16 protein-coding genes and 1 pseudogene are annotated in these 25874 nt (G+C 63.4%); 8 read left to right on the forward strand and 9 right to left on the reverse strand.

The features are described 5' to 3' along the window. Positions 1–5: 5 nt before the first annotated feature. Positions 6–2039, forward strand: a complete 2034-nt coding sequence (locus tag AC3DEV_RS08045; RefSeq protein WP_067718381.1) for a DEAD/DEAH box helicase — start codon at positions 6–8, stop codon at positions 2037–2039. Between the two features lie 9 nt (positions 2040–2048). Here the strand turns inward: AC3DEV_RS08045 and AC3DEV_RS08050 are convergent, their stop codons facing one another. Next, positions 2049–2336: an HNH endonuclease family protein gene (locus tag AC3DEV_RS08050; protein WP_488371810.1), complete on the reverse strand. Its 288-nt coding sequence runs from the start codon at positions 2334–2336 to the stop codon at positions 2049–2051. Between the two features lie 83 nt (positions 2337–2419). Here AC3DEV_RS08050 and AC3DEV_RS08055 point away from each other — a divergent pair, with 83 nt between their 5' ends. Then, positions 2420–2608 (forward strand): hypothetical protein, encoded by a 189-nt coding sequence (locus tag AC3DEV_RS08055; RefSeq protein WP_017838548.1) that lies wholly within the window; start codon positions 2420–2422, stop codon positions 2606–2608. After that, the gene (locus AC3DEV_RS08060) at positions 2605–3006 is read left to right on the forward strand and encodes a helix-turn-helix domain-containing protein (RefSeq protein ID WP_182653047.1); all 402 of its coding nucleotides are present in this window, start codon (positions 2605–2607) and stop codon (positions 3004–3006) included. The genes AC3DEV_RS08055 and AC3DEV_RS08060 overlap by 4 nt, the downstream gene beginning before the upstream one ends. A gap of 400 nt (positions 3007–3406) precedes the next feature. On the opposite strand, the gene AC3DEV_RS08065 is transcribed toward AC3DEV_RS08060, so the two are convergent. Next, positions 3407–4129: an SOS response-associated peptidase gene (locus AC3DEV_RS08065; protein WP_488371769.1), complete on the reverse strand. Its 723-nt coding sequence runs from the start codon at positions 4127–4129 to the stop codon at positions 3407–3409. A gap of 174 nt (positions 4130–4303) precedes the next feature. On the opposite strand from AC3DEV_RS08065, the gene AC3DEV_RS08070 reads away from it, so the two are divergent. Next, on the forward strand, positions 4304–6172 hold the full coding sequence (locus tag AC3DEV_RS08070; protein WP_488371770.1) for a DUF262 domain-containing protein: 1869 nt from the start codon (positions 4304–4306) through the stop codon (positions 6170–6172). Positions 6173–6358: 186 nt separating this feature from the next. On the opposite strand, the gene AC3DEV_RS08075 is transcribed toward AC3DEV_RS08070, so the two are convergent. From AC3DEV_RS08075 to AC3DEV_RS08090, 4 genes and pseudogenes are all read right to left on the reverse strand, one after another. Beyond that, positions 6359–9832 carry an SNF2-related protein gene (locus tag AC3DEV_RS08075; protein ID WP_488371771.1) on the reverse strand — a complete coding sequence of 1158 codons (3474 nt, stop codon included), beginning with the start codon at positions 9830–9832 and terminating at the stop codon, positions 6359–6361. Beyond that, the gene (locus tag AC3DEV_RS08080) at positions 9829–13833 is read right to left on the reverse strand and encodes an Eco57I restriction-modification methylase domain-containing protein (protein ID WP_488371772.1); all 4005 of its coding nucleotides are present in this window, start codon (positions 13831–13833) and stop codon (positions 9829–9831) included. The genes AC3DEV_RS08075 and AC3DEV_RS08080 overlap by 4 nt, the downstream gene beginning before the upstream one ends. Before the next feature lie 578 nt (positions 13834–14411). Then, on the reverse strand, positions 14412–14855 hold the full coding sequence (locus tag AC3DEV_RS08085; protein ID WP_488371773.1) for a hypothetical protein: 444 nt from the start codon (positions 14853–14855) through the stop codon (positions 14412–14414). A 750-nt stretch (positions 14856–15605) separates the two neighbouring features. Beyond that, a pseudogene (locus AC3DEV_RS08090) lies at positions 15606–15785 on the reverse strand (hypothetical protein); the annotation flags it as partial. Positions 15786–16190: 405 nt separating this feature from the next. Between AC3DEV_RS08090 and AC3DEV_RS08095 the strand changes: the two are divergent. The 4 genes from AC3DEV_RS08095 (at position 16191) to AC3DEV_RS08110 (ending at position 21588) form a co-directional block, all read left to right on the forward strand. Further along, entirely contained in the window at positions 16191–17846 is a 1656-nt protein-coding gene (locus AC3DEV_RS08095; protein ID WP_246997545.1) for an ABC-F family ATP-binding cassette domain-containing protein, read from the forward strand. Then, positions 17843–19111 (forward strand): MFS transporter, encoded by a 1269-nt coding sequence (locus AC3DEV_RS08100; RefSeq protein WP_132064188.1) that lies wholly within the window; start codon positions 17843–17845, stop codon positions 19109–19111. The genes AC3DEV_RS08095 and AC3DEV_RS08100 overlap by 4 nt, the downstream gene beginning before the upstream one ends. Before the next feature lie 15 nt (positions 19112–19126). Further along, the gene (locus AC3DEV_RS08105) at positions 19127–20461 is read left to right on the forward strand and encodes an ISL3 family transposase (protein WP_132064189.1); all 1335 of its coding nucleotides are present in this window, start codon (positions 19127–19129) and stop codon (positions 20459–20461) included. 836 nt (positions 20462–21297) lie between these two features. Beyond that, complete coding sequence (locus AC3DEV_RS08110) at positions 21298–21588, forward strand: helix-turn-helix domain-containing protein (RefSeq protein ID WP_488371774.1); 291 nt, start codon at positions 21298–21300, stop codon at positions 21586–21588. Positions 21589–21830: 242 nt separating this feature from the next. Here the strand turns inward: AC3DEV_RS08110 and AC3DEV_RS08115 are convergent, their stop codons facing one another. The 3 genes from AC3DEV_RS08115 to AC3DEV_RS08125 are packed head-to-tail and all read right to left on the reverse strand — an operon-like array spanning position 21831 to position 25863. After that, on the reverse strand, positions 21831–22190 hold the full coding sequence (locus tag AC3DEV_RS08115) for a hypothetical protein (protein WP_488371775.1): 360 nt from the start codon (positions 22188–22190) through the stop codon (positions 21831–21833). Continuing rightward, positions 22187–24151, reverse strand: a complete 1965-nt coding sequence (locus AC3DEV_RS08120) for a hypothetical protein (protein ID WP_488371776.1) — start codon at positions 24149–24151, stop codon at positions 22187–22189. The genes AC3DEV_RS08115 and AC3DEV_RS08120 overlap by 4 nt, the downstream gene beginning before the upstream one ends. Then, the gene (locus tag AC3DEV_RS08125) at positions 24148–25863 is read right to left on the reverse strand and encodes a hypothetical protein (RefSeq protein WP_488371777.1); all 1716 of its coding nucleotides are present in this window, start codon (positions 25861–25863) and stop codon (positions 24148–24150) included. Before AC3DEV_RS08125 ends, AC3DEV_RS08120 begins: the two co-directional genes overlap by 4 nt. Positions 25864–25874: the final 11 nt, after the last annotated feature.

Here is a 25874-nt window from a genome sequence, read left to right on the forward strand (position 1 = left end):
ACCTCATGGAGAACAACGACGAGGACCGTACCGCCACCGCCGGCGACGAGGTCGACACCGACGCCAGCAATCCCGAACCAGCCTCCGCCGCGGACAACGGCGCCGCGAACAATGGCGCCGCGGACAACGGCGCTGCGGACACGGCCGCGCCCGCGCGCACCGGCGCCGCCGCCCCTGCAGCCGGCGGTGAGGACGAGCCCGAGGTGACGTTCGCCGACATGGGGCTGGCCCCCGCCGTCGCGCAGGCGGTCAGGGACGTGGGTTACGAAGTCCCCTCCGCCATCCAGGCCGCGACGATCCCGCTGGTCCTCGAGGGGCGTGACGTGGTCGGCCTGGCACAGACCGGCACCGGTAAGACCGCCGCGTTCGCGCTGCCCATCCTGTCGCTGATCGACCCGGCGGTGAAGAGCCCCCAGGCCCTCATCCTGGCGCCGACCCGAGAGCTCGCCCTCCAGGTCGCCGAGGCCTGTGTCACGTACTCGGCGAACATGCCGCAGGTGAACGTCCTGCCCATCTACGGCGGGCAGGCCTACGGCATCCAGCTCTCGGGGCTGCGGCGCGGTGCGCAGATCATCGTCGGCACCCCGGGGCGTGTGATCGACCACCTGAAGAAGGGCACGTTGGACCTGTCGGGTCTGCGGCACCTCGTCCTGGACGAGGCCGACGAGATGCTCGCGATGGGGTTCCAGGAGGACGTCGAGCGGATCCTGTCGGACACCCCGGAGACGACCCAGGTGGCCCTGTTCTCCGCGACCATGCCCGCCGCCATCCGGCGGATCTCGCAGAAGTACCTCACCAATCCGACCGAGGTGAAGGTGGCGTCGAAGACGTCGACCGCGCCGAACATCACGCAGCGCTACGTCCTGGTCAACCACCGGGACAAGCTCGACGCTCTGACGAGGATCTTCGAGGTCGAGGACTTCGACGCGATGATCCTGTTCGTCCGGACGAAGTCCGCCACCGAGGAGCTGGCAGAGCGACTCCGTGCACGGGGGTTCTCCGCCGCGCCCATCAACGGCGACATCCCGCAGAACCTGCGTGAGCGCACGATCGAGGCGCTGAAGGACGGTCGCACGGACATCCTCGTCGCCACCGACGTGGCCGCCCGAGGTCTCGACGTCCCCCGGATCAGCCATGTCGTCAACTACGACATCCCGCACGACACCGAGTCCTACATCCACCGGATCGGCCGGACCGGTCGCGCCGGTAGGAGCGGTGAGGCGCTGCTCTTCGTCACCCCGCGCGAGCGCCGGCTCCTCTCCCAGATCGAGCGGGCCACCCGCCAACCGTTGACCGAGATCCAGCTCCCGAGCGTGGACGACGTCAACGAGATGCGGATGGCCAAGTTCGCACAGTCGATCACCGAGAGCCTCGAGGACCCGAGCATCGCGCTCTTCCGCCGACTGGTGGAGGAGTACGCCTCCGAGCACTCGGTCTCGATGTCAGACATCGCCGCCGCTCTGGCGACCCAGTCGCGGAACTCGGACGACTTCCTCATGCGGGAGCCCGAGCGCCCGCCGCGCCGGGACGACCGTCGCGAGCGGCCGGCACGCGACTTCTCGGACGGGCCGCGTCCGTCGCGGTCGGGCAAGAACATGGGGCAGTACCGGATCGCCGTGGGTAAGCGGAACAACGTCAAGCCCGGCTCGATCATGGGCGCCCTGGCCAACGAGGCCGGGCTCCGGGGCGGTGACATCGGACGGATCTCGATCCGGTTCGACCACTCGATCGTCGAGCTGCCGGCGGATCTCCCCGCGGACCAGCTCAACTCGATGAAGGGAATCCGGGTCGGAGGTTCCGAGATCGACATCCGCCCCGACTCCGGCGCTCCGTCGGGTCGTCCGTCGTCGTTCCGGGACGACAGGGGCGGCAAGCCGCGTGGCGGCGGACCCCGACGCGATGACCGTGGTGACCGTGGTGACCGGCGCGGCGGCCGTGACGAGAAGCGCGACGACCGTGGGGGCTTCCGCCGCGGTGACGACGACCGCCGCGGTGGTGGCTTCCGCGGGCGTTCCGGCGGGGGCCCGGACCGCCACTGACGCCGGGCCCTACGGGCCGGGCGGGCACCGCCGGATCGCGCCCGCGAGAGCGTCATGATCGGCCCTCGTCACCGGCAGGCCGTAGGCGACGGCCGCGGTGAGGTACCGGGAGGCGTAGAAGCAGTGTCGACCGGGATCCGGGGGTAGCCAGTCCGCCGGGGTCGAGTCGCTCTTGCCGGTGTTGACCGACGCTGCGACGGCGAGCAGGTTCCGGTCGACGTCGTTGGCGAACGCGGCACGTCGCCCGGCCGGCCACGACCACGCGCCCAGGTCCCACGCCGCGGAGAGCGGGTTTATGTGACTATCTTAGAACTGTTGGGCGCTTGCAGATCTGCGTACCCGGCAGGAGCGGTGCCCGCACAGTCGTAGCACCGGGCACGATGGCGACCATGTACCTCATCGGGACCGGGCCGAGTGAGTTGCACGCTCACATCGACCTCGACCGTCGCCTGCAAAACCTCGGACTCCTCGACGGGGCCGAGGCGTCCGTGGTGTCGGCCGCCCAGGAGGACGGGCACTGGTCAGTCGTAGCTGAGATCCGACCCGACACGGAGGGGGAGGGGCAATGACGCCAGCTGAGGCGAGGTCACTGGGGCGGGCCATCCGCACCGTTCGTCTGGAAGCCGGGCTGACGCAGCTCAGGCTGGCGCTCGCCGTCGGCGTAAGCGGGAGCCACATGAGCATTTGTGAACGGGGCCAGGTCCCCGCCGCCCGAGGCCGTCCGGCTCACCCTCCGACAATGAACCGCGAGCAGTTCGCAGCCATCGCCGATGCTCTGGGTTGCACCGCTGCGTACATCGCCGACCGCGCAGCCCTGTCGGCCACCACCCGAGTGAGTCTCGGCCTTCAACCGCTCGGCCCCTCGCGCACTCTCGTTGCGGGTGTCGCATACGACCTCACCGACGCCGAAGCAGACAGGGCCGCCGACTTCATCTCCGGCCTCATCGCCGCCCGCGACCTGCACTGACAACCGGTGTCGGAGGGGCCGGATACGGTGCCGGCGTGGACGAGCTGGTGGACCGAATCCGACAAGCGGCCGACCAGGCAGGCGAAACGCACTTCCTCGAGCTGATGCGCTGGCACCGCGTAGTCGCTGGCCTCCCAGAACCCGACTGGGGAGCCCGCGGCGTCTACCGACTCGCAGTCACCGAGCTAGGCGAAGATAGGGCCGCCGAGCTACTGCACGACCTGCGACGACTGGCACGCAACCCCCGCCGCTACCGCAACGGCGCCGACGGCAAACCCCGCTACCGGATCGGCGCCTCCACTGGACAGCGCTTGCGTCGGCCGCAGGTACCGAGCGCGGCAGGCGCAAGGGAGCTGAGGCACAAATTGCTCGCGAACGGGCGAGAGATAACACCTCCGGGCTAGTGCGCAGCTTCGATCAGGCTCGGATCGTGGCGATTCAACGTGCGCACGTTGTTGACCGCTCGGGACACCGGACGGGTCCGCAGTGTCGCCGCGACTGTTCGGGACTCGATATCAAGCAGGTCAAGCAAGTCGGAGGCCTGATCCTTGGCGATCTTCTCCGGGGTCAGCCAGGTGTCCCAGGCGGCTGGGGTCAGGAAGACCGGCATCCGGTCGTGGACCTCGCCCGCGGCATCTTCACCGGTGCGGGTGATGATCGTGAACGTCGTCTGCCACTCTTCGTCGCCGGTGTCTCGGTGGAAGGCGAGCAGTCCAGCTGCGAGCAGTAGTTCGTCGCCTGGGGAGTGGACGTAGCTGGGATTCTTGACCTTCTTACCGTCTTCGAGGGCCTCTTGCCACTCGTAGTAGCCAGTCATTAAAACTGCGATTCGGGCGGAAGCGAACGCCGAGCGGAACATGCCGTTGGTTGCCACGCCCTCGAGACGAGCATTGATCGGCCGTGGGCCCTTTTCCTTGACCCAAGACGGGCGCAAGCCCCATGTCGGTAGGAACGCCTCACGCACCCGCTGATCGTCGATCAGGCGATCCCGGATAACTGGTGCCCGCGTACGGGGAGCCACCGAATAGGTCTGCGACCACTCGAAATCGGGATCGGCCCCATCGAGATCGAGTTCCCCAACTAGAGCCGAGCCGGAAATGGCTACCGAGTACCGACCACACATGCCGAGACAGTAACAGTGGAGCCTCTAGATTGCTCGTGACCAGCAGATATGACGGAATGCAACATTATCGGCGCGTGGCAGTTGGCACTCCTGTCGCCCGGGGCTTGAGGACTTTGGTGACGTCGTTCCCACGAACGTTCGGAACTGTCACACCTCCCGCCTACCCTGTAGGGGGTGAAGGCTGAAGCTCTTGCCCCCCGCGCCCTGTTTGACGTCACTGTCCAATACGAGGTGCCGGTCTATCAGCGGCCCTATGTGTGGAATGAAGACAATCAGTGGAGTCCGCTGTGGGAGGACATTCGCCGTCTAGCTGACCGGCTCATCACCGCTCGACGGCAGAACGTACCCGTCGATGAGGAGTCAGCACATTTCCTAGGGGCCGTGGTCCTGAAGTCGAAATCGGCCTACTCCGGGGACGTGGTTCGCTACGAAGTGGTCGATGGTCAGCAGCGCCTGACCACTCTGCAACTGCTTTTGGACGCCGCAAGGGCCGAACTCGAAGACCTCGACGACTTCAAAGATGAGGCCGAGGCACTCGCTGAACTGACCACCAACAAGGCGCGCCGCTTCCAAGGGACCGAGAAGCAGTTCAAACTATGGCCCAGTCGTGGCGACCGCGAAGCGTTTGTCGCGGCAATGTCCGGTGCAGTTCCCGGTGGCGGAGACGACCATCGAGTGCTCGAAGCGCACCACTACTTCCGCTCTGAAATCGCCCAATGGCTCTCGGCGACTGACCCGGACACGCTAGGTAGCACCGAGGAGCGGGTGACAGCGCTTACGGACGTCCTCGAAACAAAGCTGCAGGTCGTCAGCATCAACCTAGACGGTAGCGACGATGACCAGTTGATCTTCGAGACGCTCAACGATCGGGGCACCCCTTTACTGAAGGCCGATCTGATCAAGAACTGGGTCTTCTCCCGAGGAGATGAACTCAACGCGGACGTCGAGAACTGGGCCGATACCTATTGGGTCGATTTTGAAGACGACTGGTGGCGCGAGGAAGTCAGCCAGGGCCGCCACCTGCGATCCAGAATCGACACATTTCTGCAGTACTGGCTGACAATGCGTACCAACGCGGAAGTTCTGACCGATGATGTGTTCGCTCGCTTCCGTCAGTACGGAGCGAAGATGATGACGTCGGGCGACGAAGCTGAGCAGCTGCTGCAACAGCTGCAATCAGATTCACTTCTGTACCGGAAGCTGTCTACTCAGAGCGGAACTGACGCCGTAGGCCGGTTCTACGACACAGTCGTAGGAACCTTCGAACTCGCGACGTTCGTTCCCCTGCTGATGCGTTTGGCGTCGTCAGCCTTCAACGTGCCTCCGAAACAAGCCGCTGTGGCGTTGGATGCGATGGAGAGCTGGGTTGTCCGTCGGACGTTGCTGCGGTTGACGATGAAGGACGTTAACAAGATGGTCGTCTCGCTCTTGCAGTCCGTACGGGACTGCGAGGACGAGGCGATCGGCGATCGCCTCAAGAGCGAGCTGGCCGGGCAGAAGGCCAACACACGCTACTGGCCTGACGATAAAGAGGTCACCGACAGGATTCCGACGCTGCGAATGTATGGCAACATTCGGCAGAACCGCTTGCGTGTGATCCTCCAGGGGGTGGAACAACAACTGCGCACGGAAAGACATGAGTCAGTCGCGATCCAGGGCACGCTAGACATCGAACACGTCTTCCCCCAAGGGTGGCGGCGCCACTGGGAGACCGATCCGCCACGAACGGAAGAGGAAGAATCCGAGGTGGAATACGAACTCAACTGCCTGGGCAACCTCACGCTCGTGACCAATAAGCTCAACGGGTCGCTGTCCAACCGGCCTTGGACCGATGAGGACGCCGCCAGGGTGGATCCCGACGGACCTAACCCTGGCGTCGGAAAGCGGTCACTTCTGAACACGTTCAGTCTGATGGTCCTCAACAAGGAGATCGTTGAGGACCACCCCAACGATTGGACAGTCACTGATATTCGCGCCCGTTCATCGCATTTAGCTCGCAAGGTATGTCAAGCCTGGCCCGGCCCACCGACAGCCGATACATAGTTGACTCAGCGAGGACGCACTCGCCGGCAGCGAGTCGATAGGAAGTAGCTCGTCCTCTGGGCCTTGACGCTTTGACCAGTGAAAACGACATAATCGACACTATCGACTCTCCAGCTGGAGACTGCGGCAGATCCCCTGGTGGAGCTAGGCTGGCCGTTGTTGATGCCCTACCGATGCACCTACTGCTCACGAATGAGATGGGGCCGTCCCGGGGTCAGATTTGCGGGTGCCTCGCACGGCCATCCAGGTCACTAGCCGGACCTCGTGGAGCTCAATGTCGGGGAGCGGTTCGCGTGGTGGGGGTGCGGTGATCCCGGCTTCCTCCAGAACGTCGGTGATCAGGGCGATGCGTTCTTCGTCCGTGCGTCCTTCGTTGAGGGCATGACGCATCCGGCGGGAGACCTTTGCGGAGGGGACGCTGCGGAGTCGTTTGGCGAGTTCGATCTGTCTGTCTCGCCCAAGATACCCGCCGGCACGGAAGACCAGTTGGTGAGCGTCGCGGAAGGACAACGGCATTTCGGGCTGGAACGCGTTCGGGTCGGTGAGCTGGCTCCAGGCATTGAAAGCATCGGTGCGTGCGACCTCCCAGGCATCGAAGGCTCGATCGTAAACAAGTTCATCGAGCCAACGCGGAGTGCTGGCACTGCCGGGGTCGGCAACGCGCAGTGAGATCAGTGTGTCGCCAGAGATCCGCGGGTTCCCCGTGTCGTCGTAGGCGAGGCTCCAGTTCTCGTCAACTGCCACGTATCGAAACCAGGGTTTGTGGCTGTCCCCAAGGCGGATGCAGAAGACGTAACCATTGCCGCCTGCGGCTGGGTTCTCAAATCCGCTTCCGGAGCCGTAGGGGAGGGAGGTGATCTCGGTTTTGGTCGTCGTGTCTGTGGTGAAGGATCCGTAGAGTCGGCGCCGGTACTCTTCTCCAGACAGAGATGCGCTGGAACCGCCAGCGTCGAGGAGTTTTTCGAACTCGTCGGTGACTTGATCGTCGGTTAGATTCACCTCGTGACCAGGTCCGCGGCCCGGCAGGACTTCTCCAGCGCCGACGGCGGCGTCAGCTAGTGCGAGTTTATTTTGGAGTCGTTCCTCGAGACGGAGCAAGTCGTCCAGTCTGTCACTGGGAAAGAACAGTCCAAGGTGGACGTAGTCGTGCTGGGATCCGATGCGGTCGACTCGGCCGTGTCGCTGGACGATTCGCATCGGGTTCCACGGCAGGTCGTAGTTGATCATTTGTCCGGCCTGCTGCAGGTTCATCCCCTCAGCGAGGACGTCGGTGGCGAACACGATGTCGTACTCGTCCTTGGCCGTGGGTTCCCCGTTGGCGTTGCGCGGGCCAGCTGTCCTGGGTGCGAATCCGGCGATGGTGGAAGCACGTCCGCCCTGGTCGACGCCACCGGACTCGCCCCGTTCGTGCACCTTGGCGTAGGCGCCCATAATTGGAGGTGCGACTCTGCGCTGAAAATCACTCAACGGTGACCCAGGCGGTGCCGTGTTGATCGCTGCGACGACAGCCTCATGGACTGCGATGATCGTGTCGGAGAACGCGGAGAAGATGATGACCTTGCGTCGGTCCCCGTGAGACACGCCGCGTGCGTCGATGCGACGAGCCTGCTCGGCGATCTGGGTGAGCTCCGCGATGAGCTTGTCGATCTTCGGTTCCGTCCCGCCCATGGCCTTGCTGGCGAGATCGCTCAAATGGCGTAGAAGAGCGATGTCGGATTGCACGTCTGTTACAAGTTCAGCCACGTGGTAGCCGCTGGCTGCGTCTACCTGGTCGTCGTCGTCGAATGCCTCCACGAATGCGTCAAGGTCGTCGGAGTCTGAGGAGACCCAGTCGTTGAGCGCATCTCCCTTCAGGACATATCCACGGTGCAAGGCGCCCAAGAATGACTCATGGGACATGAGCATGCGCTCAAGCGACGCGTGTAGTGCGTCAGGGCTCGACTCGAGCCGTTTCAACAGCCCGGAGCGAAGCAGGCCAACGTTGGTGATCTGGTACTCCAGCAGGTCCTGATCAAGGGTGTACATGCTGGATAGGTACCGGGCAAGCATCAGACGCTTGGGGTCCCGGGAGCGGTCTTCCCACGCCGTGGGCGCGTGGGGATCGGTGGGGTCATCGAGGGCATAGACCATCGCGTCAATGAGCTCCAGCCCGTTCTCATGGACGTCGTAGTCGAGACGGCGCACCTTCGGCTGGGGGAACTTGATCGTGGTCGTCTTCCCGTCTGCGCCGACGATCAGCTCGTTGCTGTAGTGCTCCTTGACGAACTTGCGGGTGCGGCGGACTGCCACCTGATCCATCAGATCGAATAGGTGCTCGGGGGTGAGGTTCGCGGGGTCGACCGCCTGGGCATGGCGGATGTACTCCCGGATGCTGGGAATGCCGAGGGACGCGAATCGAGCGTCGTCCCGGATGAAGTACTTGATCAATGTCTCAAGGTCAGCAAGCGAGTTGTTGACCGGTGTCGCGGTCAGCAGCACGACCTTTTTTGGCTGGCTTCCGGCGGTGATGACGCGGTCCACCGCCCCCGACCGTTGTGCGGAAGAGTTGCGTAGGTTGTGTGCTTCGTCGATCACGACCAGGGAATAGTCCTCGATCTCCTGCATGAACGCGTGATGACCTGGGTGACCAGGATCGAGTCGATTGCGTACCTCTTCGTACGAATAGACCTGCACCCACCTGGAGAAATCGTGCTCGTGCAGGAACGGCCCCCACATAGACGTCTTCAACGCAGCTGGGGCCACTATGAGTACGCGTTGCCGATTGATATTGGCAGTCCGGTAGATGACCTCACCGGCCAAGTACGTCTTTCCGAGACCGACCTCATCAGCGACGAGCACGCCGCCGTGCTCGTCCAGCAGCCTCTCCATCCGCACAACCCCGTCGGCCTGGAACCGGGTCAAGTTGAGACCGGTCTTTACATGCGGATTCTCGTCGTCCAGGTGCGCTCCGTACAGCTCCCACAGCATCCGCAAGTAGATGAGCCACGGGTCATGTGGGTCCCACAACCGCCCGTACAACTCGGCCAGATCGTACGGATCACTCGCTGCCCAGAAGCTTTCAAACCACTCCTGCACTTTGGCAGCAGCATGAGTGCCTCCGCCGGTTCCTAGGTTCAGCTCGGCATTCAGTGCCAGACCTGCGTAGGTCATGTTCGAAGAGCCTGCGATCGCAGCCTGGGTCGCGGAGTCCTCCACCAGGTATGCCTTGCCGTGGAGGAAGCCACCGGTGAACCGCCGAACCTCCACCCGTGCCGTCCCGTCCGAGTTAAGACCGCGCAGCCACTCCACCATCCGTCGGGCGTCTGCGTTTGGCTGTCGCGCGAAGCCCATGGTGTCTCGTTCCATGGCAAGCCAGTCGTCGTGCTGTTCGACCGCAGCGCTGATTCGAGACTCCATGGTCGCATCATGGGCGCTGACGGCTCGGACCGCGCTTTGCTCCGGTTCTGCTCCGAGCAGCAGACGGACCCGAGGGGCTCGCTCCAGCTCGTCAGCAAGGAGGGCAAACCCGCCAGGGTTAATGTATGCCGTTGCGATCGCGACGGGCGGCGGGCTCACCTTGTTTTCCCTAAGCAGCCGGAATAGCTCGTTCACCCGGTCCGCCACGCGGACCGTGGCCTCGCCTGCGAGGTGGTTGGTTGCGAAGTCTGGCAGTTGCGTCATGCTTGGCTCTTCCAGCGTGCGTAGTGGTCGAGGACTGCTACCAGTCGCGATTGATAGTTCCAGCCACGGTGAAAGGTCTTGAAGAGGTGCTCGACCTGGACCTCGGTCAGCCCATAGAGGAGACTGACCAGTGCATCGAGTTCGGCAACGAGATCGGCCTTCTCTGTCGGTGTGGTCACCGACCCGACCGGGACGCCCACCTCGTTGGCCCAGCCTTCGTATCGCTCGTCGACTGCTGCGAGCCGGCCGGCGACCTGGATGATCCGCGTGGCAATCGACGACTCGGCATCGAGCGCAGGGATGGGCAGGCCGTTAAGAATGTGCAGGTTCATTCCCAGCTCAACGTACTTGCGGGCGTACCAGTCGAGCGGTATCGAAGATAGGACACCGAGAAGGTAGGCCTCCGCGGCCGCTGATCCTTCGCGTCTATACAAGTAGGGCGCCTTGTTCGTCAGTGCGACGGTCGGCGGCACTAGCGCCGCGATCATTGTGCGGGTGTCTGTCGACCGCGCGATGTCCCGGAACGCGATGCGCGGTCGACGCATCGGCAACGTTTCCCGATTTCCCGCCCACTCTGGGGGCAGACCGTGGAATGCGGAACTTTTGAGCTTGATTTGACGCTTCCGTTTCGTCTGCAAGGCGGCCTCGATCTTGGACTGATCCCCGTGGGCGTACACCTCGCCGGTACTTGGATTCCAAATCTCGAAGCCGGCGCCACCCAATACCGGGACAGTGCCTGCTGCTCCCGCATCAAATGTGGAGCGGTCGTTGGTCGCATGAAACTCGGCCACTGGCCGGAAATCCCAGTCTGGTCTGCGCGAGTCCAACCTCGGAGCCTTGCGGATGGCGTTGAGGATCTCGGCGGACTGGCGGCTCGCAATCTGGGGGATCGTTGATCCGGTCGTCACCTTTAACGCCGCCACCTCGATTTTGCCGAGAGTGTCACGGCCTGCTAGGAACGACTTTTCATCGAAGTAGGGGCCAGATACTTGCACGTACCCAGATGGTGCGTTGCGCTTCTGGAAAACGATGAGCGCGATTGAGTACCGAGGATCGATCGGAAAGATCCACTGTCGCTCGTTTACAAGAGTAATCGCCTGTAGATCGCCTGCCGCAAAACTGGCCTCACGCCAAAGGCTGGGTCCAGCGGCGTTCAAGATGGAGCGCGGCATGACCACACCCGAATGTCCCTCATCTCTGAGCAGTTTGAGGAAGCGCCAAGCAAAGGCCTGGTAGAGGTCAATATCTCCGGTCCCGAGTCCGGGGTAGGGGCCTTTGAGCATGGTCTGGCGGACCTTACCGACGACCTCGACGAGCTTTTCCAGCTCTTCCACCATGTCCGGACGTTCGGTGCGCAATCGCGCGACCTCTGCTTTCATGGCCGCTGGTTTAAGGCCGAGCAGACCGGGGCGGACGCGGAGCCAGAACTTGGGTTCCTCAACCATGAGTTCTTCCCATGGCGGGTTTCCGATAAGGACATCGAAGCCCGGGTTAGAGCGGAGAAATACCTCAGGGAAGAGGACCGGCATGTGTGCCGGCCGCAGATCTTGGACGGTCTGCGTCACCTTGGGGGTACGGGCGAGTCTGATGATGTCGTCCTGAGTGAAGATCAAGCCGGCGTCGACGGCTCCGACGCGTGCAGCGACTGCGACGTCAAACACACGTTCCGCCGGTGCTGAAGCCTGACGCGCCTGGTCGAGGAGCCGCGCGGACTCCTCGATCTCGGCCTTGTTGGCCTCACCCGCGTTGGCGAGGTCGACTAGGAGTGTCTTGGCGGAGACGAGAGTATCGGTGACAACGTCGTCGAAGAACCCACTTTGGCCGGGGGTACGGCCAGGGTGCAGGACGTCCAGAGCCTCGTCGACCGTTCCGATCCCGGTCAGAGAATCGGCGTTGATGAGACCGTGGTCAAGGTTGCTCATCGGTAGGCCGGGCACGAAAGTGTGGATCCAGAGCGCAAGACGGGCGAGCTCGACTGCCATCGGGTTGGTGTCGAGCCCATAGATGCATCTGCGGGCTACTTGCCGCCGGAGCAGACCGATTTCGTCGACCTCGGACTTGGCGACATCGTCAGTTCCCAGAGCTTCCTTGGCTGCGCCGGCAAGTCGGAGCAGTTCGTCAGTCACACCCGGCACGGCGTGCTGGGTGAGGAAGGCACGCATCAGTGCTTCGATCTTGTCTACTGCAGCCACGAGGAAGTGGCCCGATCCCATGGAAAGATCTGCAACACGGAAGTCGAAAAAATCTCGGGCCGCTGCCGCCGCGTCACCCTTGTTGAGGTGGTCGGCGATCTTTTCTAAGTGTGATGTGAGAGACGGTACGAGAGATCGTTCGATGAGGTGGTCGACGATGACCTTTGGTGTGAAATAGGAGCCGGTTTCCTTACGTTCACCCGAGGCACTGTGGAAATACACCGCTCCCGCTCTGACGTAGACCTCGTCGCCCTGCTTAGCGGGAACCCAAGCGCTGTCACGATCGAGGGTGAGGTCTTGTTCGGCCTTGGACAGTGAGCTTTCGAGCAGGCCCTCGTAGATCGTGCCGAACTCGCGCACGCTGAGGGACCGGAAGTCCACGGGCCCATCGACGCCATCGCGGGTGGTGTCGATCAGTAGGTGCTTGAGGGCTGGCCCCATCGCTCGGTCCGGGATCTGGATTCTGGTGAACAACGCGCCGTCTGGCGATCGTTCAGGGTCTGAGGAGAACAGGCCTCCGTTGTAGGGGGGGATCTGCCATTGGGCATTGCCTTTGTCGATGGCGTCCCAAACCTGGGTCAGGTCGCGCCACAGGGTGGTGGAGTCGCCGAACTCGTGGTCAGCGGTGCTGATGAGGCGCTGAGCGTTGGTTTTCAGGCTGTTCGCGTCGAAGCCTTCGTTTCGGCCCGACGGTAGGAGCCCGCGGTCTTCGGCGTATGCCTGGAACAGGAGGCGGAAGAGGATGCGCAGGGTGACTCGGTACGCGGTCGCCAGACCATCGGCGTCGAGCCGTAATTGGGCGTGTTTGGCGAGCTGGTGGGTGACTTCGACAGCGAGCGAAGGAATAATCTCCTCGTAGATTCGTTCGCGAAGTCGATCTCCGAGTTCGGTGGCGTACCGGCTGCTCTCGTCGAGCAATTGGTCTGTAGTGCCCGCTACGGCCAGCGCGTCTGCGGTGAATACCAGGGGCAGTAGCCCAGCGAAGGCGGCGTCGACCGTAGACAGGTCAATCTCGAAGTAGGTTTCGGCCTGCCCCTTGGACCCGACACCAACACCGTCCCGGCCAGGATAGAGACGGATCTGATCCTTGCGCAGCACGACCAGCCATGGGACATCCTGCTGGGCCGCAACTGCAAGGCCATAGGCGACAGGAGACAGCTGGAAGCGAGGGCTCTTGGAGTCGAAGTGCTCGGCGTCGTCGAGCAGCACCGCAACCGCGCGTGACGCATCAGTGGGGGTCGATAGCAGGACAGTGCCGCCGGTCGCGGGCTTGGTCTTAAATCCAAGAGCGCTAATGAGCTGTTGTCCGCGGGCGGTGAGAAGGGCTTCGCCGACACGATTGAGGTCGCCCCAGTCGTGTCGCTGTGGAACGTTTTGAGTCAGGTGATGGGTGGCGAAGAGACCGCTGTTCGTGAAGCCGGCGACAGCGGTGGAGACGTGAGCCTTGCGGAAGCCGGTGATTCGGTCGGTCGCCGCTAAGGCATCAGGTTCCTCAAGCACTGATTGGAGTTGCCGTTGCGCCTGTTCCGTGGGTAACTCGATGGGCTGTGCCTGCGGGTCCGGACCGAAGAGATGAGTCGTGGAACCGTTGACGATGGCAACGACGAGCTGCAGCTGGGTCTTGCCGCGACGTGCATTGAACAGGTCGCGAAGTGTCTGCCGGGCGGGCGGGGCCGCCGACTGTCCAACGGCGACCTGTACGCCTCCTAGCCCGATCGGGTCGGGCCCGATGAAGACTTTGTCCGTCGTGACGCCGGTATGAGTGGTGGTGTCGTTCCAGTTGACAGTCCTGCTTGCGTTCAGACGCATTGGCTGCTTCGGCCTTTCGGATCGGATGGAGGCGATTTGTCCGTTTTGAACTGGTTAAGGTCCGGCAGGAGTGCGTTCGCCGGGGCGTGGTTCAATCCGAGAGTTTCAACCGCGATGTGCCGCTCGCGCACCACGGTGGGACGCCTCAATCACCTCATGCACAGAAGTCATGACGACAGTCTTACAAAACGGTGTTCACTGGTATCTCTTGGATGAAGCTTTTGGATGATGAAGCCTTCGCTCAGCGACCTCGGCACGCCAGCGTTGCCGCGAGCCTGAGCCAACGCAGTAGGGCCACAACTGCACGTAATTTGCAGACATGGCGGCAACATGCCCTGGTCTCTTGGGGTACACCAGTGCGGGACGGATGAGGGTTCGCCGTTCCGGCTGTGCCACAGGGTGGGTGTCGAGACTGATGACAGGCATCTCCTTCGGGTCTCGAGTGCATTGATACACATTCTCGGCAAAGGGGCCCTTTGACGGCGATTCGGATCGGGACGTTGCGCGGCCGTTCGGGTGCCGGTGGGTAAGAAAAACGGCCCAATCGGCCCGGTGTCTCGGTAGGCCTTCTGCCAGGCCTAGTCGGTGATCTCCCAGTTCCAGCCGCCGCCGTCGAGGGCGGCGGGCTGAAGCTGCAGTTTGGCGACGTTGGTGGGGACTACGAAGTCGATGGTGTTGCGTACCTTCTCCCCAGCGTTGATGCCGTACATGAGCAGTGAATAGTCCGACCCTGGACAGTTCGCGGTGACGTCGAGTGAGCGCAAGGTGTAGCCGTCGTTGGTCAGTGCCGACCAGGAGCCGAGATTGAACACGTCCAGTGCATCCGGGTAGGAGATCTCCTGGCGGGCCCTGGCCTCGATCTCCACGCGCACCAGCTCGTAGTCGCCCTCTGGGGAGTAGGAGTCGCAGGAGTGGCGGGACACGGAGTTGACGTCGAACTCCACGTCGCAGTCATCGCGGCCCGTGCAGCCGATCAGTCCGCCCTTTCCTGCCGGCTGCTCGATCATCTCGCCGGCGCCCATGTACTCGTCGCTGTCCGACGTCGTCGGTGATGGCGATGACTTGGTGGAGCTCGACGCCGCACTTGTCGGCGATGCCGGTTCTGACGCTTCCTGTTCGGTGCTCGACGAGCACCCCGACACCAGCATCACTGCGGCAACGACCGCGACTACAGAACGCACACTGACCTCCAAGGTAGATGCCCATGTTGTAGCAGTCCGGACCGGCCGGGCGGGACCGGATGGTGACGTTCGCACCTGTCGACGACGACTGCTGCACCTGGAACTAGGGGGGCAGAGGGTGGAGTCAGCAACCCACCCCAACCTTTGGAGGCCGCCATGACTGCCACTCTCCACCACCCGACCCGCGTCGACCTCGACCCCCTGCCCCACATTCCGGGCGCCGAGTTCAAGACCCAGCCCTGCCCGCACTCAAGGGCCGGGGCCACCAGCCTGGTAAGTGGCTGGGCTAGTACTCGACCGGTGTCACCGACGAGGGCTGGGGCGGGTGTACGCCGTCGTCGCCGGCGAAGTGGACTGCCCCACGGTGCTGCGTCGCCCCCGCGACCGCTCCAACGGCAAGCCAGATCAGATGTCACCTAGTACTGCGCCAGCCCCTTCCCCAGTGTGGCCAGTGGGTTATCTCACAGCTTGGCGAGATCTGGGATTGTTCCGCACGTCCTCGGTCGGCTTAGTGCTGCTGAACGGTTTTTTGAGGACGGTCGGCAGCAGCGTTGTCATCAGACCACTTAGAGCGTGCGGGCAACCGGAAACTCACCACATGCCGGTTATGGGGCTCATCCCAATCAAGGGTGTAGTCGGGCCTTGGCCTTCGGACGTGGGCAGTCTCCTGGCGATGTGCTTGGTGAGAATGCGAGACCCGAGCGCGCTCGCGCGGAGGTGCTCGAGCCGACCACTGATCGCCTTTGACGACCCGTTCGACGTGCCGCGGCGCGCGGTGACGCGGCCGCTCAGACGACTCGTGGGCCAAGCCCATCGGGTCGCGGTGTTGCGCAGGGCACCCTCAGCCATACCGGCGGGACCAGTGGTTGCGGGCGCGGGGTTCGGCAATGTTAGACGAGGACTGCGTGGTCGAGTTCGAGGTGCCAGCCAGTCGAACAGCTGGGCCCCGTCCGTCGCCTAACGTGGCAGCAGATCGGCTGCAGGAAGACATACCGGCGGCATGCGGTACACTTTTTCCGTGCATCTGTACTTCCTGTGACGGCTGAGTAGGCCCACCGCGCTCGTTGAGTATTCCGAGTCTGCGGCGGCCGCGCGTTCTGACCCTTCTGGGTCGCCGTCAGTTGCGTACCTATCTGCCTGTTCGTGGCCGGTGGTGCGTCGTCTCGAAGGACTTCAATGCTCACCCCGACAAACCGTCATCCGGCGCGCCAGCGCGCGCAGCTCATCGCTTCCGACGTGTCTTTAATGCGCGGAGCCACGCCCGTTCTCCATCATGTCGACCTCACCCTCACTTTCTCATCGCGTGTCGCGATCGTGGGCGAGAACGGGCGGGGGAAATCGACGCTCCTGCAGGTGCTCGCTGGCGTCCTGGCCCCGGACTCCGGAACAGTCCAGTGCATCGGCACGATCGGTGTTGCCGAGCAAGAGATGACCGCCACTGACAGTCGAACTGTTGGACAGGCGGTCACGGAGGCGATCGCCGAACCTCTGGCCGCGTTGGAGGCACTCGACGCCGCCGCTCTCGCTCTCGCGGACAACACGGACCGGGCGGAGGAGCAGTACGCGGCCGCGTTGGAACATGCCGAAGCGCTCGATGCGTGGGATGCCGAACGGCGCGTGCAGATCGCGCTCGAAGCGCTCGACGCGGAGACGGACACGACCAGGCTTCTCGCAGACCTCTCGGTGGGACAGCGTTATCGGGTACGGCTGGCGTGCCTTCTGGGCGCCGATCACGACTTTCTCCTGCTTGATGAGCCCACCAACCACCTCGACCGAAGCGGGCTCGGGTTCTTGGCCACGCAGCTCCGAGCGCGGAGCGGGGGTGTTGTCGTCGTCAGCCACGATCGTGCGCTGCTGTCCGACATCGCGGAGACCATCGTCGACCTCGACCCGACGCCGGACGATCGGCCGCGCGTGTACGGGAATGGCTATGCCGGCTACCGGGAGGGGCGCCTGGCCGAGCGGGAACGCTGGGAACAGGACTACGACCGCCAGCAGGCCGAGCATGCTCGACTGCAGGACAGTCTCAGCGCCGCGCAGAACCGATTGGTCTCGGGATGGAGACCAGAGAAGGGCACCAACAAGCATGGGCGCGCCACCCGGGCCAGCGGGCTCGTGCAGAACGTGCACCGACGCCAGGAAGCACTGGAAGCCCACGCCGTCACCGTGCCGGAACCGCCTCAGCTCTTCCGGTTCCCCGACCTCCCCACACGCACTGGGGCGGTTCTCCTCAGCGTCGATCAGGTCAGCGTCGCTGGGCGGTTGACCCGGCCAGTGTCGTTCTCACTCTCCCACCGCGGCCGTCTCGTCGTGACCGGCCCGAACGGTGCCGGCAAGTCCACACTGCTGAGCGTGGTCGGCGGTGAGCTGGCGCCGGACACGGGAGCGGTTCGAACGCCTCGGAGCACGCGCTTGGGCTTTCTCCATCAGGAGACGACCCTGCCGCCTGAGCGGAGAGCGAGCGAGGTGTACGCCACGCACGTCGGCGCGCTGGTGTCCGAAGGCACTTTGCTGGAGTCGGATGCGATCGGGCTCTCTCAGCTTGGTCTGCTGCGCCCGCGCGAGGCGGGCAAACGAGTGGGTGAGCTCTCGATGGGGCAGCAGCGCCGGCTCGATCTGGCGCTCGTGCTCGCGATGCGCCCGCATGTGCTGCTCCTGGACGAACCCACCAACCACCTTTCCATCGCGCTCGTTGACGAACTCACCGACGCGCTCGGAGCAACCACGGCGGCGGTCGTCCTGTCAACGCACGATCGGCAGCTGCTCCGTGACGTTGACGAATGGCCGAGCCTCGAACTGACTTCGATGGTCGAAGGCGAGGCCCTGGTATGAGCGAAATGAACCTCAACCGGATACGTGCCCTGCGGCCACTGGCTTCGCGGGACTATCGCCTCCTGTTCGCCGCGGTCGGCATCGAGGTCTTCGGCACCGGGATGTGGACCATCGTGATGGTCTTCCAAGTGCTCGCGCTCGATGACAGCCCGCTCGCGCTCTCAGCGGTCGCAACAGGGATGAGCTTGGGCCTGTTCACCTTCTCGATCCTTGGTGGCGTTGTCGCCGATCGGTTCTCCAAACGCCGCATCATCATCACCGTGCAGGGATGCACCGCGGCTGTGATGATCGTGGTGGCAGTCCTGTCCCTCACCGAGACGATCGAACTGTGTCACGTCGGCGTTGCCTCATTCGCGATGGGCGCAGGAAGCGCGTTCTTCTACCCCGCCTACAGCGCGTATTTACCTCAGGTGCTTCCGCCTGAGCAGCTCCTCGCAGCGAACGGGCTCGAAGGCGCTCTCCGCCCCTCATTGGGGCAGGGCCTCGGTCCCGCCCTCGGCGGAGTCATCGTCGGCATATTCTTCCCCGCCATCGGGGCCGTCATCGTCGCAGCCTCGTACGCAATCGCGTTCATCCTCACCCTGTTCCTCAGCCGACGCGACGAGCCGACCACGGCCACGTCTCCGGAGCAGCACACGAGCGTGTGGGGCGACCTTCGAGCAGGCGTGAACTATGTGGTTCACACCCGCTGGTTGCTCTGGACCCTGATTTTCGGATCCTCGCTCGCTCTCATCATCCAGGGACCGATCGAAGTGCTGCTGCCCTTCATCACTCGCGACAGGTTCGAGGACGCCGAATCCACGTTCGGCTTCCTTCTCGCCGCATTCGGCATCGGTGGGGCTATCGGCTCACTCGTTGTGTCGTCGCTGAAACTCCCGCGTCGCTACCTCACGTTCATGATCGCCTGTTGGGGCGGCGGAACCCTCCCCCTCGCGGTCATCGGCGTCGCCGACAATCTGATCCTGATGCTCGCAGCCCTGTTCATCGTCGGCGCAGCGACCGGAGCCGGTGTCGTCATCTGGGGAACCCTGCTGCAACGCTTGGTGCCGCTCGACATGATCGGCCGAGTCGCGAGCCTCGACTTCTTCGTCTCGATAACCTTCATGCCGGTCTCGATCGCGGTCGCAGGACCGCTCTCGCTGCTCGTACCCATCCCGGTGATTTTCACCATCGCCGGCATCGCTCCACCCGTACTTGCGCTGATCGCGTTGCTGGCAGGACGTATGCGCGAAAGCGAGATAGAACGCCTTCTGGACGAACGGTGAGACGCGACTGTCGACATGCCCAACGCTTCCGTCCGGGCGGGCTTCACCTGCCCGGACTTGACCACATTCTGCCGACTCGACGAGCTTGACCTTGTCGTCACCGGCCAACGCCTCGAGCCCGGACGAGCGGTGCTGGCCTGCCGGGTTCTCACATCGGACGAGTGGTGTCGGCGCTGCGGCGCCGAAGGGACTCCTCGTGACACCGTCGTCCGGCGTCTTGCACATGAGCCGCTGGGCTGGCGACCCACCGTCCTCGAGGTCGCGGTGCGTCGCTACCGCTGCATTGGCTGCGGGCACGTCTGGCGCCAAGACACTACCCGGGCGGCCGAGCCGCGGGCGAGGCTCTCGCGCCGCGGGCTGCGGTGGGCACTCGAAGCGCTGGTCGTGCAGCACCTGACGATCGCTCGGATCGCCGAGGCGCTCGACGTCGCGTGGGACACCGCCAACGACGCCGTTCTCGCCGAGGGCAAGCGTGTTCTTATCGATGACGAGCACCGTCTCAACGGTGTGAAGGTCGTCGGGGTCGACGAGCACGCCTGGAGGCACACCCGGCGCGGTGACAAGTACGTCACCGTGATTGTCGACCTCACTCCGGTCCGTGACGGCACTGGGCCTGCGCGGCTGCTCGACATGGTCGAAGGCCGTTCCAAGCAGGCGTTCAAGACCTGGCTGACTGAGCGTGACGAGGCCTGGCGTGAGGGGATCGAGGTGATCGCGATGGACGGGTTCACCGGCTTCAAGACCGCTGCGGTTGAGGAACTCCCGGACGTAGTGACCGTGATGGATCCGTTCCACGTCACGCGCCTGGCTGGCGAGGCGCTCGATGAGTGTCGCCGCCGGGTGCAGCAGTCCATCCACGGCCACCGCGGCCGCAAGGACGACCCTCTCTACTCCGCACGGCGGACCCTGGCCACCGGCGCTGGCCTGCTCACCGACAAGCAGATCGACCGACTACAGCGACTGTTCGACCCCGCCATCCACGGCGATGCCCATGTCGAGGTCGAGGCGACCTGGGGCATCTACCAGCGCATGATCGCCGCCTACCGCCATGAAGACCGCCGCTGCGGCCGCCAGCTGATGACCGCGCTGATCGACTCCGTCAGCACCGGCGTCCCGCCGGCCCTGGTCGAGGTCGCCAAACTCGGACGGACGTTGAAGAAGCGGACCGACGACGTGCTCGCCTACTTCGACCGGCCCGGCACTAGCAACGGACCGACCGAGGCCATCAACGGACGACTCGAGCACCTCCGAGGCTCCGCACTCGGGTTCCGCAACCTCACCAATTACATCGCCAGGTCCCTGCTCGAGGCCGGCGGATTCAGACCACGACTACACCCTCGATTGGGATGAGCCGGTTATGGTTCCCACCATCTCTTCCTAATGCCGCAGCGGCAGCAAGTGGCCCTCGTCCCGGTAGAGAGTTATTTCGGCAAGCGGGGTTCCGGCGTGTGGTTGTCGCTCGGTCATGATTCCTGCCGGGCTCGGTGCAGTGTTGCGTACATAGCCAGCACGTTATTGACACGAGGCATCGTGGTCGAGGTCCGACCACGCATACGGCAGGGGTGGAGGTCGTTTAGAGGGGATTGCGACCTCAGACACTGAGATGAGGTTCGGCGCCGCACCAGACGGCGTTCGTATCGTGTGGTGGCCGACTCCGATCAGTTCGGTGCGCCGTTGTGCGACTGCATGTCCCACCAAGGTGAGGCGATCTCCGAATGATGAGACCTCAGCGCGGACCACTGCCCCATGTCTGACGGTGGCCGGCGAGCAGTTTGTGCTCGCAACATCAATTAAGTCCGCCCGTTCAGCCCAGATATTTAGCACGCGGCTATTAGGGGACTTGCCCCCGGTCGTGATAAAAGCCAGTCCCACTCTCAGCTCATTTGTCACGGCAGAGCGGTGAATTGGGCCGAACACACTGTAAACACCAAATATCGGGCTACGGAATTGAACTGTCCATTGCTCCCCCTTCGAGTGCGCCTCGATCAAGCTCAACATCTGGTGGACCGGGCGCCGCTTCGGCGGCCGGAGCGCGGGTAGCGGGAGCGGCGAGTGCACCAAGGACCTCGAGACGATCGTAGCGAAACCGGACACTAGTGTCCTATAGTACCGCTGAGGGGCCCTCGGGTGCCAGAAAGGGTCGTGCCGGTCGCTCGACACGGTCGATCGACGGCGATAATGGGCCTGTGCCTATCTCGGATCACAAGTTTTCGCCCATGGAGCTGCGGGAGAGGGAAGTCGTGCGCCGAGCCATCGGAACGGTCGTAGCCCGGTTGCGGAAGGCGGCCACGCTCTCTCAGGTCGAAGTTGCCGAACAGGCGAACATGAGCGAGAGAGAGCTTCGACGGATTGAAAAGGGAGTCGGCGGAACCCCGCTGGATCGTCTATGGCCTCTAGCCCGTGCGATAAATTCAACGCCAGAAGAAATCGTGCTTGAAGCGCAGAAGCTCATAAGCGCCGACCCAGAACTCGGCTGAGAATACTAATGGGCCAGCCGCGACTCGTTTGATAGGCCGACCCAGTGGCGAGATTTGGCATGGCTGTAGAGATTGACGATCGTGGTCTGCACCCACCAACAACTTTCAGCTAGAACAGTCAGTACCACTGACGGCTAGGCTGTTCACTCCGTCGCGGCCTCCGGCAGGTTGCAGGGCGAAATCCTTGGGCTGATTGTTCGACACGCGCTGGTAAATAATTGGTTGACCGGCCTGCGTGGTGCTCAGGGTGGCGGCACCGATGTGAGACTTGGCGAGGGACGGTAGGTGAGGGCCGCGAGCGTCACTTGCGCGGCCAGCACCTCGTTGAGGGCTTTGAGTTCTTGAACTTCGGCCGTGAGAGACTCCACCTTTTCCGTATTGTCATTTCGGGTTCGGTCTCTATTTGCAGCTTGATAAAGTCCGATGAGTTCTTTCATGTCGAGGTGTTTGTGGGTCAGTGCCGTTCTTGCGAGACCGGCTTCCTCAGCCACCGCTTTGACGGAAAGACGTCCCGAACTTCTTTCGGGTTCACCTTTCAGGGTCCGAATGAGCGCGGCAATGAGTTTGTCGCGTTCTTCTGCATCATCACCGCGTCGGGTCATGAATTGTTCTCCCCTTGTTTGTGTCGGGCGATTTCCTTGGTGAGTTCGTCCGCGATTTGCTGGTTGCGCGCTGCCAGCGGGGCGGGTAGGTAGTCGATTTCAGCGAGTAGTTGGTCGCGTTGCCGCGTCTTCTCTTCGACGTGGCTGTCGAACAGGGCGATGTTGGGGCAGCCGCGTTGGCAGTTGGTGAGGTCTGGTGTGCCCGTGTCGTGGCTGGTAGCTCGGGTGGGGTGGCAGAGGGCGGTGGCGGCAACGTACGAGCAGACGTTGTGGGCGTGCCCGTTGTCGTGAATGAGAGTGAGTCCGGATCGTTTGAAACGGTCGAGTGCTGCGTCGGTTTTGACCTCACCGGCGAACTCGGCAGCGAAGGCGGTGACGCCATCACGGACGCGATTCGCGGCCGGGCCGCTAATGGCAGATCCGTCTTCGAGTTCTTCGGCGAGCAGCGTGAGGTCGCCCCAGGAGCCGAGGAGGGCGTCTAACTCCACTACATCGGGGAAGCCCGACTCCCCGCGCCCCGCGTAGCCGATGGAGACGACGTTTTTGACGTGTCCGTACTGGATGCCGAGCGCAATCTCACCGCCGGGCTGGTTGGCGATGTGGTAGGCGAGCGTGCGTCGGAAGCGGGAGGTTCCGATACGCAGGCGATTGGCGTCACCGGATTGGCCCTCGGAGAGGATGCTGGTCGGCCCGGAGATTGGAACGATGGGGTCTCCGTTCCGGGCAGCGTGGGCGTTCCAGAGCGTGATGAAGTCGCCGAGACTAATAGTCATGGAGGACGTGGTGGCTACTTCGCCTTGCCGCTGTCGGACTTCTCGGGGGCGGCCGTTCCTGGCGAACAAATATGGGGTGTCTGGTCTCGCGAGCTGTTCGAGCGCCTCAATGGCGCGGGCGGCGGGCTCGATGGTCACCCACGGCTGGTCGCGTTGAGCACCGTGACTGAGTTGGTCACCGTGCTCATCGCGGAGGCCCTTGAACTCGCGCGCGACGATTGTGTACTCAGCTGCTGCGCTGGCATTGCTGGTGACTGGGTTGTGGCGGAGGCAGCCGCGTTGAAGGTGCAGGACCTCTTGGGGGCGCATGCCGGTGAAGTAGGAGACGAGCACGAACGCTGCCGACCGCACGCTGCCCGTGTCGTAGGGCTGGAGCCAGTTGGTGGCGTCCTTCCATCGTCGGGCGTTCTCGGCGGAGAGGCGGCCCGGTGGGAGCGTGATCCCTTGCGCCGCGAACCATGGTTCAGCGGACTTCTTAAGGATGCGACTCCCGACGGTGAGTGTACCGTCGAGATAGCCGCTGATGACGGTGTGGGCGGCAACTATGAGCGCACTGATCGCCTCAGGGGGGAACGGTTCGGTTTTGTTCTCGTACCCGACTGGGGCAGGACCGAGCCACCGGCTATATTTCGCCGAGAACCATGAGGGTGCGGTGAACGCGTAGGGCGAGGGCAGGTCGACATTGTGGGCCCACAGTCGCCCTAGGTGGACGAGCTGCGAAACCTTGGATGAGTAGCCGCAGATCTCGCGTGCACCCACATGCTCGCCGTACTGGGTCCAGTTGTCGGTGGTGAGGTCTGCGATGCTACTGAGGCCGTGTGTGTCGATCCAGTCCAGCAACAGCTTCATGGCGTGGAATATTTGGACGGCGGTCCCGGCGGACGGGAACCGAGCCTTCATAGATGTGGTTCGGCGCTGAGTTTCCGTATTGAGGACGTTGTAGAGGTAAACCTTCGCCGCTTCGCGATGACGGGGCCGAATGGCAGCGAAGTTGATGTTCAATGTGATCTGGCTCTCGGAGAACGAGAGGTAGTGGAGCGGCCACACGTCGTCGCCGAACACTGGCTCCGGTGCTCCTACGGGAGTCCGGTGGCGACGGTTGGCGAAGAGTGGACTGGTCGGCAGCGGGACGACCGGCGTGAGCCCGACCGTCGGAGTCGCAGCAGTGTTGACGGCGGGGTTGGTCATGAGTCCCAAGTCCTATTCATCAGTCGTTTGATCTGGTCCCGGTCAAGATTGGTGACATCAGCGCGGGCAGCGAGGAGGTCGCCGTTCGAGAAGTGCCGATTGGGAACTAGCAGCGAGGCGATGCGGGCATGGTGAGCCGCGAATCGCGAGTCCCAGAGGTGTGCTGGCGTGACAGCGCGCAATCCCTCCAGGTGGTCGTGGAGGGCGACGATTCGAGGGAGGTGTCGCTTAAGGACCACCGCGTTCGTACACGCGAAACAAGTCAGGAAGGACGCGCGACACGGCTCATGAGTGTCGGGGGCATGCTCGTGGTCAACGCAGGCCGAGGCCACTGTGTCGCGCGCACCTGAGTTCACGTCCTCAAGCACGCCGCGGGAATCCGGAGGGAGGTCGTCGACCGTCGCCGCACCGTTCACGACTCGCGCCTGCACGGCGTGGAAATGGTCTTCAAGAACAGCGGCGATGACTGGCTGCACGGCCTTCTTCACCGTCGGATCGTTCAGGTTGTAGTCGATGTTGGTGTTGAGGCTATGGCCTTGCGGATGAACTTGTGTGGCGAAGAAGGATCGCAACCTGCGAGGCGTCGCAAAGTCCAGTTCGGGGTGTTTACCGCGCCAGTCCTTGAGGTATCTCATCATCGTGTGGCGATTGGCGTCTGCCAGCACGGTGAGCGGGACTGGTCGCGGGCTCATACCGATCGCATTTAATTGGCCCGAGAGGCACACGAGCACCGCGTCAGTGGGGTGCTCCACCTCCCGTAGCGTGCGCCGCGCCCCGTCGGTGAGTTCCAGAATCATCTGAATCAGGCGGGCTTTGGATCGAGGGCCGGTGTCGGTGTAGGTCTCAGTCCACTCGCTGACGACGCCCCGCCGCGGTTTGGTGAGCCTGACGCGAAGATGGAGAGGTTCACTGCCGTCACGGGCGTCCACTCGGTTGACGTCGCTCACGTTGAGAGTGAGGGCGGGGCCGAGGTTCCAGCCGCAGGTAATGATCAATCCGAGGACTGCGGCAGCGGCTTCGGCGGGAGTCGGGTAGAGGTTCTCCCACAGCGGAAAGACCGTTCGGCTATAGGTTTTCGAGTTCGGGTAGAGCCTGCGGTACACGCTCGGTGGCACGCGCCGCCTCCTCGGGGCCCCGGTGAAGCGGTCCGCTATATCGCCGGTGCGGGCCACCTCGTCGAGGAACTGGGCGTACTCGTAGTCGGGATGGCTGTCGTCATACTCGCCACGCTGAAAGGCGTCGACGACGTCCCAGCCACGCTTCACACGGGTGAGGGCATCACGCACGGTGTTGACACAGGTGAGTCGTAGCGACTCGATTTCCTCATCTGTCAACGCGCCGTCAGCGGCCTGCCGTTCCGGTCGCGGCGCAGTCGTCGATTCAATGACGCGTGCGCACTCCGCGCTGATGCCGGGAAGCGTGGGCAGGACGGCTCGAAGGACGCCGTGCCGGCTGTGGCGAGTGGAATGGGACCATGACAGCAGCCGTTCGCGGTACATCACCCCAGTCAGGTCACTGGCATTGACGACGCCGAGGTCGGAGAAGAACGCCCGGACTGCCGCCAGAGCTCTATTCGTCGTCGGTTTCGTGCTCCATGATCCCGAAGGCCCAGCCATGTCGATGAATCGCTCCATGAGCGCTTTTCGCAGGTTTGGTCCGACGTCAACAGGTTTGAAATCGAGGTCGAAGGGCCGTCCGCGTGACGGTGTCACCCGGATTACGT

The organism is Dietzia sp. IBK-p2-15D (genome assembly GCF_057773105.1).

Coding starts and splice junctions, on each gene's coding strand:
- AC3DEV_RS08045 (WP_067718381.1), top strand. CDS start 6: ATGGAGAACAACGACGAGGACCGTACCGCCACCGCCGGCGACGAGGTC.
- AC3DEV_RS08055 (WP_017838548.1), top strand. CDS start 2,420: ATGGCGACCATGTACCTCATCGGGACCGGGCCGAGTGAGTTGCACGCT.
- AC3DEV_RS08060 (WP_182653047.1), top strand. CDS start 2,605: ATGACGCCAGCTGAGGCGAGGTCACTGGGGCGGGCCATCCGCACCGTT.
- AC3DEV_RS08065 (WP_488371769.1), bottom strand. CDS start 4,129: ATGTGTGGTCGGTACTCGGTAGCCATTTCCGGCTCGGCTCTAGTTGGG.
- AC3DEV_RS08075 (WP_488371771.1), bottom strand. CDS start 9,832: ATGACGCAACTGCCAGACTTCGCAACCAACCACCTCGCAGGCGAGGCC.
- AC3DEV_RS08080 (WP_488371772.1), bottom strand. CDS start 13,833: ATGCGTCTGAACGCAAGCAGGACTGTCAACTGGAACGACACCACCACT.
- AC3DEV_RS08085 (WP_488371773.1), bottom strand. CDS start 14,855: ATGGGCGCCGGCGAGATGATCGAGCAGCCGGCAGGAAAGGGCGGACTG.
- AC3DEV_RS08095 (WP_246997545.1), top strand. CDS start 16,191: ATGCTCACCCCGACAAACCGTCATCCGGCGCGCCAGCGCGCGCAGCTC.
- AC3DEV_RS08100 (WP_132064188.1), top strand. CDS start 17,843: ATGAGCGAAATGAACCTCAACCGGATACGTGCCCTGCGGCCACTGGCT.
- AC3DEV_RS08105 (WP_132064189.1), top strand. CDS start 19,127: ATGCCCAACGCTTCCGTCCGGGCGGGCTTCACCTGCCCGGACTTGACC.
- AC3DEV_RS08115 (WP_488371775.1), bottom strand. CDS start 22,190: ATGACCCGACGCGGTGATGATGCAGAAGAACGCGACAAACTCATTGCC.
- AC3DEV_RS08120 (WP_488371776.1), bottom strand. CDS start 24,151: ATGACCAACCCCGCCGTCAACACTGCTGCGACTCCGACGGTCGGGCTC.